We start from the raw sequence: 14,965 nt of genomic DNA on the forward strand, positions 1-14,965 counted from the left end.
ATATTATGTCAGCAAAGATTATTTTTCACAATGGAGCGGAGTGCTCAAACAAAGTGCAAAGCGTCTTTAGAAATGTCCTCCTTTTGTTGTTTATCTTCTGCGCTAGTCAAATTAAAGCGCAAACGGCTGCAGAATCCCTGACAGTTGCGCTCACTACAGCATATAAACAAAATGACTTTCCGGGCTTCAGTGTTGCCATTGTAAACAGCGATAGTATTTTATATGAAAATGCCTTTGGCTTCGCTGACCTGGAAAAGAAAACTCCTTATACAACCACCACCGTACAGCCTATTGCATCCGTAAGTAAGCTGTTTATCGGAATGTCGGTGATGAAAGCCATAGAACAGGGCTTGTTTACTCTTGATACGGAGATCAACAGTATATTACCTTTTAAATTACAACATCCTTACACTCCCGAAGTATCACTTACTTTAAGACATCTGGTTACACATACTTCCGGAATTACTGATCATGCTGATACATACAAAAAGACATACCTGTATAATACACCGGTTAATGAGGATAATCCAATTTACAGGCTGCTCAAATCGAAGGGATATGGCGCCGAAGGAAAAGACACTACTTTGGCTGCTTTCCTACAGGATTATTTAAGCACTGCTGGTTCTTACTATTCCAATAAAAACTTTAATAAGCAGGCACCAGGTAAAAGGTACGAATATTCAAATATCGGGTCGGATTTAGCTGCCTGGCTGATTGAGCTCAAATCGGGTATGCCCTTTGCGGAATACACCCAAAAGCATATTCTGCTTCCACTACAGATGACACATGCCACCTGGTCTACTGCTAATGCAGACCAGGCTAATCTATCCACCTTATATACAGGTGACAAAAAAAGCTATCCCAAATATAGTTCCGTAACCTATCCCGATGGTGGACTTACAACTTCATGTCATGAGCTCAGTCTTTTTCTGAAAGAGGTAATTGCCGGGCAGCAGGGGAAAGGGAAAATCCTTAAACCTGAAAGTTATGCCAAGCTGCTGCAGCCGGCTTTTTCAGATTCCTATAAGCCAGAAAATTTAAACCCTGCAGAGCCAAACATCGGCGTATTTTATGCCATAAAAAAAAGTGGCATCATTGGCCATAGCGGTAGTGACGGTGGTGTTACTGCGTTCTTGTTCTTTAATCCTGCCAAAGGCTATGGCATGCTGTTCATTGCCAATACGGAAATGGAAGGGCTCAATGGAATCAATAAAAATATGATGACAGGATTTGAAAAAATATGGAGTATTATGGGGCAATATGCTGGCAAATTGCAACCCGATAAATAAGCAAGTATTGGTAAATCGACAGATTCTAAAAAGCGCTTTTGAAAATATTGATGAATAGACATTGCGGGCAAGGAGTTTTATTTCAATGCCATTTGAATGATCAGGCCAGCTTAATATTAAAAAGTGAGTTTTCGTTCAATGCGCTTTTTTAGAAAGCGGGACTGATTGGCGGTGGTTTCATATTCTTCCTTTTTAATCCAAAGGCCATTTTCATAGTGATATTTATACTCCAAAAGCTTCCACTTGCCATCGTTTGAAGTTATTTTACTTGAATCAAGGTTGTGCTGTTCGTTGTATTGGTTCTTATAGGTTTGTCCATCTGTTGTATACTGAATCAGGTTCATGTGGCTATCATATACATAGGTTTCCTCTTGTGGCTGCGATATTACAATCGTATCATTTCCGGTTATCTTCTGAGTTTTGCGCATTGGCAAGGCCCTGTTCCCACCCATGCCGGGGTAAGTGTAAATGTCTTCCTGTTGCAGTTCCCAGTTCCCATTATTGTCCTTATAATATTTCAGGCCCGATAATCTTTTTGGTTCATTGTATTGGTATATTTTCTTACTCGCCTTATTGCCTTTTCCGTTAGCAGGTTTAGAAATTTCAATTATGGTATGCGAATCCTTATCGGCAAGGACGGAAATGGTATAATTGTCCTTAATTACTTTGCCCGGCAGGTATTCTATGACATTAGATTCTATTTGCTTTGTATTTATGGGAGCCTCAAAATACTCCATCATAATTGGGTCTATGATTAACCGGGAAGGTAATCTTTTTATATTTTCCTCAGGAGCAATAACGCCGGGTACTTTTACCTGAGATAAAACCGGAGTAGCAACAATGTAAGATAGAAATAGGAGGCAGATTTTGAAGCTCGTCTGTAATTTAATGCTCATAATTGTCGTTTGGTTTTTTTAGTTTTTATGCAATTATTATGCCTAGTAAACTCCGTGCTGTATTTCAAGTTGCGATGCTTTTTGCACTTGGGAAAAGAAAGAAGCAACTTTTAAAAGAACTTTATAACGAAGTAGCATTTAAAACAATGCCGATGAGATCATTTTTTTAATGAGTTATACTTGTTTTGCCACGAATAGAAAGGACAGCCGTAATACCAGGCTCCGTGGCACTGAATTTGCAGAATATAGGTGCTGTAAAAAAGAGGAATTTATATATCCATATGCAGATGGATAGCCTTTTTGGGAGGAATTATAAACTGAAGGCTTATCTTTTGAGAACGCATTCCTGAATTGGCATTAGAATGAAAATATAATATTTTATCCTGGAAACAATGGTTATAAAAGCGGAACGCTATAGTACTGAAGACTTGCTTAGAGTCCAAGCGGTAAAAGTTTCTGTAATTTCCATAGAGGCGTCTATCGAGAATGAAAAATTACAGGCTATCAAAAAGCTCTTGCAGGCAAACAGTGAGATACGAATTGTATTAATCGTTGATTCTGCGACAAGTGCAAAAGAAGGAAAATACAGTAATCTGGAGATCATAAGAACTTTAGGCGAAATTAATCATTTAACCATTCTTGCCTTTGGTTCCGTTGCCTTACAAGATTTAAATTTATTGGAGGGTTTGACAAAGCTCGTTTCCTTTCGTCTGGATGGGAATTATAAAAAAGATATAGATTTAGGACCGTTAAAAAATGCGACTGGGATAGAGGAGCTGGAATTGGAATTTGGGTTGTCAGGAGCAAAGCAGGTTGCATTTGTAAATGATCTCGCCCATCTGCGGCGCATAAGGGTATCTGCGCTTGATCTTAAGGCGGTGCCTTTAAATTACGGTTTGGAAGAACTAATAATAACGAATACGTTAAAGCGGCCTGAACTTCTTGCCTCGATCTTTCCCCGGCTAAAAATGCTAACAATAAGTAAAGCTAAAGGTATAGATTCCTTTGATTTTATTGCTTCACTAAAAGGCTTGCAGTCCTTGCAAATAGGACACACCAGCAAATTAATCAACCTGCCAAAAATGGACGATCCCTTGAGGCTCAGATCGCTTCATCTGGTAGCTGTCAAACAGTTTGACGACCTGGAAAGCATATTGCAATTCAAACAACTGGAGGAGCTGAAGATTACCGAACCGACACGCATGGAGCTTTCGGAATTTATAAAATTGAAAGACATAAGATCTTTAAAAAAGGTGTACGCGGTCTTTCTGACCGAAGCGGAGGATAACGCCTTTCAGCAAATGGCAGCACAAATAGGATGGGAGTTTTGACCTTTTAAATAGATTTTTATATGAAAAACCTAAGCAGACAAGAATTGATTGATTTGGTAGAAAAAATCAGCAGTGCACAAGGTAAGACGGAACAGGAAGACGACGATATGTTAGACCTATTCCTGGAAAATGTTCCTGAACCCAATGCAGCAGATTATATCTTTAGCAAAGAGTACTGGCCTCTTATGATAAAGACATCGACGATATAAGGTTTGGATTCCCTGAGACCTTTTATTCAAAAATATATGGCATGAGTCTCATTACCGGACAAACAGGGTATGCAATATCATTTCGCATATTGGATTTTTTGCAGGATTTTGGTTTTGCGCTGATCGTTACGTTGGTGGTCGTTTTAGTATACGCACGATTTAAAAAGAAAAAAGGGGATCAGGCTGTGGGTCAGTCCCATGGTTCCCGCGCGCCTTCCTGAGCCTCCATAGGATCGAACCCGGCCAACCCTTCTTCTTTCGAATCCTGATGCTGTTCAACAAAAAAAGCCAATCTTGCGATTGGCTTTTCTCTTGTGATCCCGCTGGGATTCGAACCCAGGACCCATACATTAAAAGTGTATTGCTCTACCAGCTGAGCTACGGAATCGTACTTCTTTTTCGAACTACCGTTCCTTGTTTGAAGTGATGCAAAAATAGGGCTTTAATCCTATTCCTGCAAATTTTTTTGGCTTAAAATCGTAGCTGTTTGCTTAAAAAGCTGATTTTAAGCCAAAAAAATTAATCATTTTCCAATTCCATAATTTCCTCGGCCAATTGCTCCCATTGCTCTTGGTACTGGGTTAATTGGGCCTTAGCTGAATTGTACGCACGCGTAGTTTCCTGTAACTTAGTCGCATCCGAATATACTGCTTCATCAGCCAGTTTCAATTCTAAATCTTTGACCAATATTTCCTGTTCTTCGACTTTTTTCTCCAATGCAGCAAGCTCTTTATTCTTTTTGCTCAGTAATCGTGTTCGGTCTTCAGATGGCGCTTGTTTCTCTTTTTTAACCTTCGGCTCTTCTTTGACTTTTTTCTCCGGTTTCGCATCTGTTTTTACAACACGCTTAGCTGCCCATTCTTCATATTCCTGATAGGTGCCCGGATATTCTTTGATCTCCTTGTCCTCGATATACCAAATTTTGTTGGCCACGTGATCCAAGAAATAACGGTCGTGGGATACAACAATACATGTTCCCTCGAATTGTTGTAGGGCCTGGATCAAAATATTGACCGATTGCATATCCAAGTGATTGGTAGGCTCATCGAGCGCCAAGAAATTGGCGTCCGCAGTCAAGGCCTTAGCAAGGGCTACACGGGATTTTTCACCTCCAGACAACACTTTGATTTTCTTGAATGCATCATCGCCCGTAAATAGGAAACAACCCAATATCGAACGTAATTCAGTCTCTGTATGTTTTGGCGCAAAGGCCTGTAGTTCGGCCAAGATTGAGTTCTCGAGATGGAGCGCCTCCAGCTGATGCTGTGCAAAGAACGTTTGCGACACATTGTGCCCATGTTCTGCTTTTCCCTCAAACTGATTATCTGTGCCAGCGACAATACGCAGTAGGGTAGACTTACCTTTTCCGTTTGCACCGATCAAAGCGATCTTATCACCTTTTTCAATAATCGCAGAAGTGTTTTGTAATATCTCCAGGTTCGGATAGGATTTAGAAATATTGTCTAATGTCACCACATGACGGCCAGAAGGTTTTGAAAACTTAAAGCTAAAGTTGACCGTTGGATTATCGTCATCCACATCTTCAACTCTCTCCATTCTATCCAAAGCTTTAATCCGCGATTGTGCCATTTTGGCTTTGGATGCTTTGGCGCGGAAACGCTCGATAAGTCGTTCTTCCTGTTTGATCTTAGCCTGTTGATTTTTGAATTGGTTGGCCTGTAGTTCGTTTCTCAGTTCCTTTTCTTCCAGGTAAAAGCTGTAGTTACCTGCATAAAGTGTTAATTTTCCTTTACGCGACTCCACCGTCTTTTTGATTATGCGGTCCAGAAAGTACCTATCGTGTGATACAATGACAATAGCCCCATCAAATGCCTGTAGATAGTTTTCGAGCCACTTGATGGAAGGTAAGTCCATGTGGTTGGTCGGCTCATCCAATAATAGAATATCTGGTGTCTGCAACAAAATTTTTGCAAGCATCACACGCATACGCCAGCCCCCGGAGAATGTAGCCAGTGGCCTTTTTTGTTCTTCTTCCGAAAAACCTAGCCCCGCAAGGATTTCATGCGCTTTGAATTCAAGATTATAGCCATCCAGCGCTTCAAATTCCAGTTGTCTATCACTTAGTCTATTGAGAATATCGTCCGAATAATCTGTTTCTAATTTCGCAAGTAAATCTTCGATTTCGGCATGTAGTTGATTTTGGCGTTCGAACGCTTCCATAGCGACATATAGAATGCTCTTGTCCGAATGGTAAGATAATAAGTCCTGGTTTAGGTAACCGATCTTTAAATCTTTTGCCATGGAAATTGTTCCCGAAGTTGGGGCGTATTGTCCAACGATCAAACGCAATAAGGTCGATTTTCCGGCTCCATTAGCGCCAATTAAACCTACTTTATCACCTGGTTTGATGTGCCAGTTTGCCTCATCATACAACGCTCGGGATCCTATTTCAAATGTTAAATTATTTATTGATATCATTTCAAATGCAAAAGTACAAAAGTAATGAATATTTCTTCTTGTTTGACTAACTTTGCGATTATGTATAAATTAGTCAAACCTATATTCTTTACAATGAATCCGGAGATGGCTCACCATAAAGTGACCAACGGATTGAATGTCTTCTCAAAAATTTGGGGTGCCAAGCAATTATTGAATGCTATTTTTACGGTAGAAGATCCTCGCTTGGAACGTGAGGTATTTGGACTGAAATTTAAAAATCCTGTAGGCCTGGCGGCAGGCTTTGATAAAAATGCCGAATATATCTCTGACATGACTAATTTAGGTTTTGGTTTTATTGAAATCGGAACCGTCACTCCAAAACCACAACCGGGGAATGATAAACCACGTATGTTTCGTCTTGTACCAGATGAAGCGCTGATCAACCGCATGGGGTTCAATAATCAGGGGGCGGATGTCGCTGCAACCCGATTGAAGAACCTAAAAGATCGAAAAGGGCTTCTGATTGGTGGTAACATTGGAAAAAATAAAGTGACACCAAACGAAGAAGCGGTAAACGACTATATTTATTGCTTCAATTCACTCTTTGATTATGTAGATTACTTTGTTGTTAATGTCAGTTCGCCAAATACACCTGGCTTAAGGGATTTGCAGGAAAAGGAACCGTTAAAAAATATATTAAACACACTACAGGATCTGAATAAAGCAAAAGCAGCTCCCAAGCCAATTCTTCTTAAGATCGCACCCGATTTAACAGATAGTCAACTGGATGATATCGTTGAGATCGTTATGGAGACACAGATAGCAGGAGTTATAGCGACCAATACTACGATCTCAAGAGAAGGCTTAAAGAGCCAACAGGATTTGACACAAGAGGCCGGAGGAGTAAGTGGACGCCCGTTAACCAAGCGTTCAACCGAAGTGATCCGCTACCTCAGCGAAAAATCCAATAAAGCATTTCCGATTATTGGTGTTGGTGGTATTCATTCTGCCAAAGATGCTATTGAAAAACTTGATGCCGGCGCCAGTCTTATTCAGGTCTATACCGGATTTATATATGAAGGTCCGGGATTGATCGCAAATATCTGTAAAGGTATACTACAGACAGGACGATAATCAAAGACCATGGCAGTAGATTTTAATTTAAAAGATTTTTTGGATAAAAAGGTTGATGAATATAATCAACCTAATTTTATTCCCAATGATCCCATATCCATTCCACATCAATTTTCAAGGAAGAATGATATCGAGATTACTGGGTTCCTAGCGTCTATAATGGCTTGGGGACAACGTAAAACCATTATCAATAAATGTAATGAATTGATCGCAAGAATGGACGGCGTGCCTTATGATTATATCATGAACCATAGCGACCAGGACCTCAAAAGCCTGCTTGGTTTTAAGCACCGTACATTCAATGATACGGATATTCTTTATTTCGTTGCTTTTTTTCGGTACCACTATAGCCACTTTCCGTCTCTAGAAGATGCTTTTTTTGTAGGGCAGGAAACAGTAAAAGAGGTGGATTTGGAGCAGGCGCTGAATGCATTTAAAACCTATTTCTTTTCGCTGCCGGACTATCCGCAGCGGACACGTAAACATATCAGTAGCCCGGCCCAAAAATCTACTGTCAAGCGTATCAATATGTTTTTACGCTGGATGGTCCGAAAGGACAATAAAGGGGTAGATTTTGGAATTTGGAGCCGCTTGTCACCAAAAGACCTGATCTGCCCTTGTGATGTCCATGTCGAACGTGTCGCGCGAAAATTTGGACTGATTACCTTGGAAAAGGTCAACTGGAAGACCGCACAAGAGTTAACAGGCAACCTTCGTTTATTGGATCCCAATGATCCAGTAAAATATGATTTTGCGCTTTTCGGCTTGGGGGTAGAACGGGAACTGTAAAGTCGCCTCAACTCCCTTCAAGTCCGCTTAAGTCCCTTCAACTACCTTACTCCGGCACAGATATTACACAGATATTGTACGAATGTAACAGTATCATCCCAGCAACAGGGCATTTAATCAACGGGTACTCAAGGTGACAAACGGTACACCTAGGGGTACTGATCACTCGAAATAATCACGCGTGGAGTAGTGGCTATTGACTGATATTAGACAAAGCGAAAGGTGCTTTTCTCGTACTTTGTCTGTGCCTGGTCTATAGTGCTGATACGTTGCAAATAGGCCTGTAAAAGTTTGAAAGAAAAAGCCCGTATTTTTAGGATACGGGCTTTCTTTATTTTCAGCTGCTTAGCTTAAACTAGCTGGTCAATCTTAATCAGGAGGTCCACCAAACGATTGGAATAACCAAATTCATTGTCATACCAACCCACAACTTTCACTAATCCACCCACAACCGAAGTCAATTGTGCATCGAAAACACAAGAATAGGGGTTGTTGATAATATCAACAGACACGATTGGGTCTTCTGTGTAAAACAATACCTGCTTTAATTCGTTTTCCGCTGCAGCTTTAAAAGCTTTGTTGATTTCTTCAACTGTTGTTTCTTTTTCTAATGTACAGGTAAAATCTGTTAACGAACCATTCAGCACAGGAACACGTATACCTGCTCCACCCAACTTATTCTGTAGATGTGGAAAGACATTAGTAATTGCTTTGGCGGCACCTGTCGTTGTCGGTATGATCGCCGAAGAGGCGGCACGTGCCCGTCGCAGATCTTTGTGTGGTGCATCATGCAGGTTTTGATCTCCTGTCATGGAGTGCACCGTAGTGATATATCCGTCTTTTATCCCCCAATTGTCATCTAATATTTTGACCAAGGGAGCGACGTTGTTGGTTGTGCAGGAAGCATTAGACAGGATCGAAGCCGAGAGATCGACAGCATTATCGTTGATCCCCAATACGACTGTTGCAATATCCTTGTCTGTTGGCGGAGCTGAGATAATAACTTTTTTCGCACCTGCTGTTAGATGAAGTGTTGCTTTTTCACGGTTCGTAAAATGCCCCGTAGATTCGACAACAACATCAATATGCAAGGATTTCCAGGGGAGTAGGGCCGGATCTCTTTCATTGGTCACCAAAATGGAATGGCCATTCACGATAATATGATGTTCATCGTGTGTGACCGTGCCAGCGAAGGGGCCATGCACCGAATCATACTTGAATAAGTGGGCCAAAGTCTTGGTATCAGCCAAATCATTGATGGCGACCACCTGCAATTGATCAAAAGCATCGCGAAGAAAAATATTACGTAATGTATTTCTCCCGATACGTCCAAATCCGTTTATCGCTATATTGAGCATTTCAGCTTATTTATGAAATTGGCTTATCGCCTCATTGATATTTTTCTCACCTTCCCAATGTGCTTTTAGTTTTCCATCAGCACCGTAAACATAATTTGCTGGGAACTGTGAAGGAACATGTATGTTTTGGATAAAGGTTTGATCTTTGTCAATCAAGACTTCCACATTGGAAGATTTAGATAGCTTTGGTGCGAAGCTATCAAAGAATCCTAATACCAATGCTGGATCATTCATGGAAATATAGAAAATATTGACGTCTTTTATGCGATCAATATTTTTTTCGAGTTCAGTTGCTTCATGCTGACAATGGCTACATCCCGGATCAAATAAGATGAAGACTGTGTTCTTATCCTTAGCTAGATTCTCATTGCTGACACGTATGCCGGATCGAAGTTGGTAAAAAGTGAAATTAGGAAGAATTGCAGCCGGACCAGAAGACTGGGTAGGGGCAGCTTGCGCATGATCATGACCGGCGTGGTCATGACCCGCATGGTCATGATTTTCTGCCGTACTATTTTCCGTACCAGCTGTCTTTTGATTGCCCTTGTTGTTACATGAATAAAGCATGCCTGCCGTGAGTACAGCAGTTACTCCTAAGATTATTTTTTTGTTCATAGACTACCTTTGATTTTAAACCAGTTTTAGTGATTTGTTATTCTTTTTCAGGCGCGCTAACAGAATGCATTTATACCATTCAGCTTGAACTGTACATAGGTCATTCCGCAACGATGCCATTGAAGAACCAAAACTATAAAAAAAATGGGATTATGCAGTGTCCAAACTCAAGTTATGACAGTTTACTGGTTATCATCTTCGATGCTTTCCACTGCAATATGTTTTCCAATTTTAAGCTATTCCGTTGTATCTGTGGTGTTGCTGGGGCTATTGGGTTCTATCAAAGCCGTAGATTGTATAATTTCCGGTGTACTACGACCAAATTCATTGCTATAAACCTTGAGTAAGACTCCTACACAGGATAGAATAAGTGGACCAAATATCAATCCTAACATACCAAAGAGATTTAATCCCAATAATACCCCAAAAACGGTTATTAAGGGATGGACATCGCCAAGTTTTTTCAAAATTGTAAAGCGAAGAATATTATCAATACTTCCAATGATAATGATACCATAAAGTGCTAGCCCTATCGCGTTGCCGGATTGTCCATTTGCTAAGAGAAATACCGCTGCTGGAAGATAAACGACCATAGTACCTAAAATAGGGATTATGGTGGCAACAGCGGTCAGAATACCTAAGAAAATGGGGCTTTCCAAGCCGAAAAACCAATAGCCTAAGCCCGCAACAATACCTTGGCACATCGCGAGGATTGGAATACCAATGGCATTTGATTTAACCATCATATCAAATTCTTTCCACAATTCAGCCTTACTCGCTTCGGAAAATGGAATAGCGTTGTATATACCCTGTTCTAATTTTTTGCTACTGACCAACATAAAGTAAAGTACAAATAATGCGACTAAAACATTTACGCCTACCTCAGCTACGGAATTTAGGATGTTGGGGATAAACTTGGCTGCCCGTTGAAGAGCACCCATCAATGCTGTGTCGGATAGATCGATGTTGCTGAGATATGGGCTATCTTTGAAATAGGTTTTAACGGAATCAAATTTTTCCATAATCTCATTTTTATTGCTGATCGCATCAGTCACTTGCGGAACCATATAGTTGATCAAGAGATACAATGGTCCAACTAGAAATATAATCGTAAGCAGGATTAACAATATACTCGCAACGGATTTGTTCCATTTTTTCTCTTCTGTCAATTTGAAATTGATTTTTCGGAAGAGGACATATAATGTTATAGCGCCCAAAAAGCCCGGAAGATAGTAGAATAGACTCGTAAATATCAAAATGCATATCAGCAAAATAATGATGATAAGCATAATCTGGTTAATGGAGTTGTTGTTTATCTGTTTGTATTTCATGTGTCTGGAATAAGTACCGCTTTAATTTCTATTTTACGTATGACAATATTTTTTTATAAATGTTTTATATTGTTAAATTAAACTTACTTTTTTAGAATTTCAATGATTTTTTTAATTTCTTTTTCAGGGCAGTAAAGCGAGAGAGTAGGGCCTATAAGGATAGATTAATGTTTTAGTTGCAAGAATAGCGATAGATTAAGTGTAACAGCATTGAGCAGATACAGGTCATGGCAGGGGTAGGGCAAGAAATTTCCTTGCATCCTGAATCATATAAATTTTTCGCCAAAAACTAATTCTGGTTCTGCGGCATTAAGATCTCCTTTAAGATGCCCATGATATCATATTGCTTGACAAAAAGCACAGATGACGTCGTCCGATGTTCGGCGGATTGATTGTTGTTTTCTGCCGCTAAATAAATTGTCGATTTAGCCGGTTTATGAAAAAAAGGATGAGACCCTTTTCCTTTTCTGTTATTTGAAAATAAGCCCATAATCTTTTATTTTTTGGTTATAGCGACCGTTTTTTGGCTACTGTCGCTATAACCAATCTACAAAATTACTTTGAGATTTACAATTAATTAATGAAAATTTGACTGCCACGTTCTTCATCCTTTTCAATGGAAAGTGATATTGGAATCCGTTCTTTCAATTCTTCAACATGCGAGATAATACCGACTATTCGATTTTCTTTGTGTAGGTCAAGTAAGGTTTCAAAGACAATATTGACAGAAGCCATATCCTGTGTGCCAAAGCCTTCATCGATAAAAAAGAAGTTTTTAGCGGCTTTAGTATTGGACTGTACACTTTCAGCTAGGGCCAGCGCAAGACTCAGGGACACCTGAAATGCTTGACCACCGGACAGTGTTTTTACGCTCCGACTTTTGCCTTCATTCAAATAGTCAATGATTTCAAATTCATTGTTTTCATTAATCTGTAAACTTAACTGGTTGCGTGTCATCCGGTGAAAACGGATATTGGCATGGTCACAAAGCTGTCGCAGATAGATTGATGAAACATACTGGACAAACCCCGCCCCCTTAAATAGGTTAAATAGCTGTTTCAGATTATCATTACGAAGGTTTAATTGTGCTTGTTGTTGCAGTAAAGTTTCCTTTTTTTCGTAGGCCGTCTCCAACTGATTCAATTCCTGTTCGTATTTAGCAACGTTCTCGGTCAGGATTTTAAGGTGATGGGAGCTTTCGTCCAAAGCAGCTTCTTCCTGTATAAAGACTGCCTCATCGTAGACTTTATCTGCTAACTTTTTGTCTAATTGCAGGACCTGTGCTTTCAGGGTTTCAAATTGGATTTGAAACTGTTCCAGTTCGGCGCGGATTTTCTGTACAGGTAGATTCTCCGCTAATGTCTCTTTTACCTGATCTATCGCCTTGAACACAGAAGCCTGGAGGAGTTGTTCGATAGTCGTGTCCATATGTAGGATTTCAGACTTTATGTTGATAATCCGTTCCTGAATGGATTGAACCAGGCTATTTTGTGCAGCAAATTGACTGTTTAGCTTGTTTAAGCGATCTGTCAAGGTATTATAGTCCTGTTCTATATGAAGATTTTCGGCTTTTAATGTATGATATTCGTTTTCGACTGTAGCTTTCTCCCGGAATTGATAATCAGCCCAGTTCAAGTGTTTTAGATGGCCTATATTTTGATTGATCTGGGTTTGCTTTTGCGCTTCCTCAATCTCAAGACCACTTAATTTTACATTCGCTCTTTCCAGCTTGCTCTCTATATCTGCCAAGGTGGTCTGATGGGTCGTAGCAATCTGTTCTGTAGCTACGATCTGCGCTTCGATGTTAGAAAGCTCCTGTTTTTTTTGTGTATAAATTGACTCATCCGTGCTGCTGTACGCTGGCCAGGTAAATTGAAGTAGGTGAGTGGCCTTCTGAGATTTGCTTGCCTGGATCTTGCTTGTGAGATCATTTTGTTGTACTTGTAGGGATTGTAGACGGATTAGGAGCTTTTCAATCTCGAACTTTTGATCAACCTTGGATTTTATGCGCGCATTGATTTCTACTGTCGCCCGTTGGTTTTCTGTCAGCTCTTGTGTGATATCCATTCCTTCCGCGATAGCGGGGTGTTCCAGGGCTCCACATAAGGGGCAGGGAGATCCCGCGCTTAGGTTCTCCGCGAATTGCGTGAGCTTCTGCTGCAATAGAAGATGTGCTTTCTCGTCGTTTAGCACATTGAGTCGGGTTTCAAGTTCCTGTAATTCTGCTGTATACGCTGAATCAAACCCGGCAGGGTCGAAGTTTTTACTTTGCAAATCACCTTGTAGATCGGTTATGGCAACTGTTAGCTCCAGGAGTTGATGGTTGAGTTCGCTCTCCTGTTGTTGGATGGCCTGCTGTTTGATGTACCATTGTCCCAGCTCCATCAGCTCATTTGCCGACGGTTTCGATTGTTTTAGTCGAACGAGTAGGGTTTCGGTTTCCTGAATGTTGTTTTTACAGTGCACCTGTTGCTCCTTAGCCTTCTGGACAAAATCCCGTCCTTTCTGTGCGCTTTCTTTTAAACCTTTTATCTCTGTTGAAAAATTGATCAGCTGTAGAATGAGTTCGAGATCTAATTCACTGATCCTTCGTTCAGGCAATCGCTCATACTGTGGTTTAAGCCTTTGTAGTTGCTGTGATATCTGTTGGGTAGCTTGTTGAATTTCTACAGATTTTGCTTCCTCTAACTGTAACTTGCTTTGTTCCTGGGTATTTTCCTGATTCAATTTCTCCTGTGTCTGGAGGATATGAAAAAAGTTTGTATGCGCTTCTTCAAAGCGTATCATACGTTGGCGCAAAGTTTCCTTTTCAGCTTGCTGATCAGTCAGCTGTTGAAATAGAGTCTTCATTTTGCTCAATTCGAGGAAATCTTCTTTCACATTTTTCAATGCCTGAAATTTCTCCTGAAGTAGCTTGTTTGTATGCTGCGCCTTGCTGAAAGATTCTCGCTCTTCATTCAGCTTGTCACGTGTCGCGATGATACGCTCGCTGCTGATCTCTTCGAATCCCATCAACTGACCATTGAGCTGATCCAGTTCGGATTGATTTTTTTTATAAAGGGCAGCAACTTTGTCCTGCAAATCGAAACGATGGAGCTGAAAGATTTCTTTCATCATATCAGTTCGTTCCTTTGCACCCAGCTCAATGAACTCCTTAAATTGCCCCTGGGGAATGATGATTGTTCTTTTGAAATTCTCGTAACTTAATCCAATGATCAATTGTGTGTTACTACTTTCCAATGGAACCCATTGTTCATTGATTTCTTCATATAATACAACCGTGGGAGATTTGACATCCTCAAAATTTTTGGAATTGCGTTTAAATTCCCTTGTTACTTTGAATGTGCGGTTTTCGAAGTTAATGAAATCCAATTCGATATAGGAACGGTTTGATTTCAGATTCATCATATTGTAAGCGCGTTTGTCCCGCGCATTTAACCGTTCCGTTTCACCATATAGGGCATAGGTGATTGCTTCTAAAATAGATGACTTACCAGATCCAACAGCACCAAATATTCCAAAAAGACCGGCATCTGTCAATGCTGTGAAATCTATTGTCTGACGTTCTTGATAGGAATATATACCTTCTACAGTTAACTTTAAAGGGATCATG

General features: G+C 40.3%; 13 protein-coding genes and 1 tRNA gene. 6 read left to right on the forward strand and 8 right to left on the reverse strand.

Going from position 1 to position 14,965, the window contains the following annotated elements; genetic code table 11:
• Window positions 1-5 precede the first annotated feature (5 nt).
• Complete coding sequence (locus M2408_RS01865; RefSeq protein ID WP_259178756.1) at window positions 6-1,289, forward strand: serine hydrolase; 1,284 nt, start codon at window positions 6-8, stop codon at window positions 1,287-1,289.
• A gap of 116 nt (window positions 1,290-1,405) precedes the next feature.
• On the opposite strand, the gene M2408_RS01870 is transcribed toward M2408_RS01865, so the two are convergent.
• On the reverse strand, window positions 1,406-2,185 hold the full coding sequence (locus M2408_RS01870) for a hypothetical protein (protein WP_259178758.1): 780 nt from the start codon (window positions 2,183-2,185) through the stop codon (window positions 1,406-1,408).
• 392 nt (window positions 2,186-2,577) lie between these two features.
• Here M2408_RS01870 and M2408_RS01875 point away from each other — a divergent pair, with 392 nt between their 5' ends.
• Genes M2408_RS01875 through M2408_RS01885 form a run of 3 tightly spaced genes read left to right on the forward strand, consistent with a single transcriptional unit; the run spans window position 2,578 to window position 3,946 of the window.
• On the forward strand, window positions 2,578-3,516 hold the full coding sequence (locus M2408_RS01875) for a hypothetical protein (protein ID WP_259178761.1): 939 nt from the start codon (window positions 2,578-2,580) through the stop codon (window positions 3,514-3,516).
• Between the two features lie 20 nt (window positions 3,517-3,536).
• Entirely contained in the window at window positions 3,537-3,725 is a 189-nt protein-coding gene (locus tag M2408_RS01880) for a hypothetical protein (protein ID WP_259178763.1), read from the forward strand.
• Window positions 3,726-3,766: 41 nt separating this feature from the next.
• The gene (locus M2408_RS01885; RefSeq protein WP_259178764.1) at window positions 3,767-3,946 is read left to right on the forward strand and encodes a hypothetical protein; all 180 of its coding nucleotides are present in this window, start codon (window positions 3,767-3,769) and stop codon (window positions 3,944-3,946) included.
• 94 nt (window positions 3,947-4,040) lie between these two features.
• Here M2408_RS01885 and M2408_RS01890 read toward each other — a convergent pair.
• Both M2408_RS01890 and M2408_RS01895 read right to left on the reverse strand, forming a co-directional pair.
• A tRNA-Lys gene (locus M2408_RS01890) sits at window positions 4,041-4,113 on the reverse strand.
• A 131-nt stretch (window positions 4,114-4,244) separates the two neighbouring features.
• On the reverse strand, window positions 4,245-6,164 hold the full coding sequence (locus tag M2408_RS01895) for an ABC-F family ATP-binding cassette domain-containing protein (protein ID WP_259178765.1): 1,920 nt from the start codon (window positions 6,162-6,164) through the stop codon (window positions 4,245-4,247).
• A gap of 60 nt (window positions 6,165-6,224) precedes the next feature.
• On the opposite strand from M2408_RS01895, the gene M2408_RS01900 reads away from it, so the two are divergent.
• Both M2408_RS01900 and M2408_RS01905 read left to right on the forward strand, forming a co-directional pair.
• Window positions 6,225-7,259, forward strand: a complete 1,035-nt coding sequence (locus M2408_RS01900; RefSeq protein WP_259178767.1) for a quinone-dependent dihydroorotate dehydrogenase — start codon at window positions 6,225-6,227, stop codon at window positions 7,257-7,259.
• 9 nt (window positions 7,260-7,268) lie between these two features.
• Window positions 7,269-8,048 carry a TIGR02757 family protein gene (locus M2408_RS01905; RefSeq protein ID WP_259178768.1) on the forward strand — a complete coding sequence of 260 codons (780 nt, stop codon included), beginning with the start codon at window positions 7,269-7,271 and terminating at the stop codon, window positions 8,046-8,048.
• A 350-nt stretch (window positions 8,049-8,398) separates the two neighbouring features.
• On the opposite strand, the gene gap is transcribed toward M2408_RS01905, so the two are convergent.
• The 5 genes from gap to M2408_RS01930 all read right to left on the reverse strand — a co-directional run bounded on the left by gap (window position 8,399) and on the right by M2408_RS01930 (window position 14,964).
• Window positions 8,399-9,406, reverse strand: coding sequence for a type I glyceraldehyde-3-phosphate dehydrogenase (gene gap, locus M2408_RS01910; RefSeq protein WP_120257979.1), 1,008 nt, complete (start codon window positions 9,404-9,406; stop codon window positions 8,399-8,401).
• Window positions 9,407-9,412: 6 nt separating this feature from the next.
• Entirely contained in the window at window positions 9,413-10,021 is a 609-nt protein-coding gene (locus tag M2408_RS01915; RefSeq protein WP_259178774.1) for a redoxin domain-containing protein, read from the reverse strand.
• A gap of 236 nt (window positions 10,022-10,257) precedes the next feature.
• A complete protein-coding gene (locus M2408_RS01920) occupies window positions 10,258-11,352 on the reverse strand; it encodes an AI-2E family transporter (protein ID WP_259178776.1) in 1,095 nt (364 codons plus the stop codon).
• 289 nt (window positions 11,353-11,641) lie between these two features.
• Window positions 11,642-11,842, reverse strand: coding sequence for a hypothetical protein (locus tag M2408_RS01925; protein ID WP_259178778.1), 201 nt, complete (start codon window positions 11,840-11,842; stop codon window positions 11,642-11,644).
• An 83-nt stretch (window positions 11,843-11,925) separates the two neighbouring features.
• On the reverse strand, window positions 11,926-14,964 hold the full coding sequence (locus tag M2408_RS01930) for an SMC family ATPase (protein WP_259178779.1): 3,039 nt from the start codon (window positions 14,962-14,964) through the stop codon (window positions 11,926-11,928).
• Between the last annotated feature and the right edge of the window lies 1 nt (window position 14,965).

The organism is Sphingobacterium sp. BIGb0165 (assembly GCF_024810095.1).
GTDB lineage: Bacteria > Bacteroidota > Bacteroidia > Sphingobacteriales > Sphingobacteriaceae > Sphingobacterium > Sphingobacterium detergens.

What these genes read in the sequence shown, in the direction of transcription:
- gap (WP_120257979.1), bottom strand. Translation starts at nt 9,406, where the DNA reads ATGCTCAATATAGCGATAAACGGATTTGGACGTATCGGGAGAAATACA.
- M2408_RS01925 (WP_259178778.1), bottom strand. Translation starts at nt 11,842, where the DNA reads ATGGGCTTATTTTCAAATAACAGAAAAGGAAAAGGGTCTCATCCTTTT.
- M2408_RS01915 (WP_259178774.1), bottom strand. Translation starts at nt 10,021, where the DNA reads ATGAACAAAAAAATAATCTTAGGAGTAACTGCTGTACTCACGGCAGGC.
- M2408_RS01875 (WP_259178761.1), top strand. Translation starts at nt 2,578, where the DNA reads ATGGTTATAAAAGCGGAACGCTATAGTACTGAAGACTTGCTTAGAGTC.
- M2408_RS01865 (WP_259178756.1), top strand. Translation starts at nt 6, where the DNA reads ATGTCAGCAAAGATTATTTTTCACAATGGAGCGGAGTGCTCAAACAAA.
- M2408_RS01895 (WP_259178765.1), bottom strand. Translation starts at nt 6,164, where the DNA reads ATGATATCAATAAATAATTTAACATTTGAAATAGGATCCCGAGCGTTG.
- M2408_RS01900 (WP_259178767.1), top strand. Translation starts at nt 6,225, where the DNA reads ATGTATAAATTAGTCAAACCTATATTCTTTACAATGAATCCGGAGATG.
- M2408_RS01905 (WP_259178768.1), top strand. Translation starts at nt 7,269, where the DNA reads ATGGCAGTAGATTTTAATTTAAAAGATTTTTTGGATAAAAAGGTTGAT.
- M2408_RS01885 (WP_259178764.1), top strand. Translation starts at nt 3,767, where the DNA reads ATGAGTCTCATTACCGGACAAACAGGGTATGCAATATCATTTCGCATA.
- M2408_RS01920 (WP_259178776.1), bottom strand. Translation starts at nt 11,352, where the DNA reads ATGAAATACAAACAGATAAACAACAACTCCATTAACCAGATTATGCTT.
- M2408_RS01880 (WP_259178763.1), top strand. Translation starts at nt 3,537, where the DNA reads ATGAAAAACCTAAGCAGACAAGAATTGATTGATTTGGTAGAAAAAATC.
- M2408_RS01870 (WP_259178758.1), bottom strand. Translation starts at nt 2,185, where the DNA reads ATGAGCATTAAATTACAGACGAGCTTCAAAATCTGCCTCCTATTTCTA.
- M2408_RS01930 (WP_259178779.1), bottom strand. Translation starts at nt 14,964, where the DNA reads ATGATCCCTTTAAAGTTAACTGTAGAAGGTATATATTCCTATCAAGAA.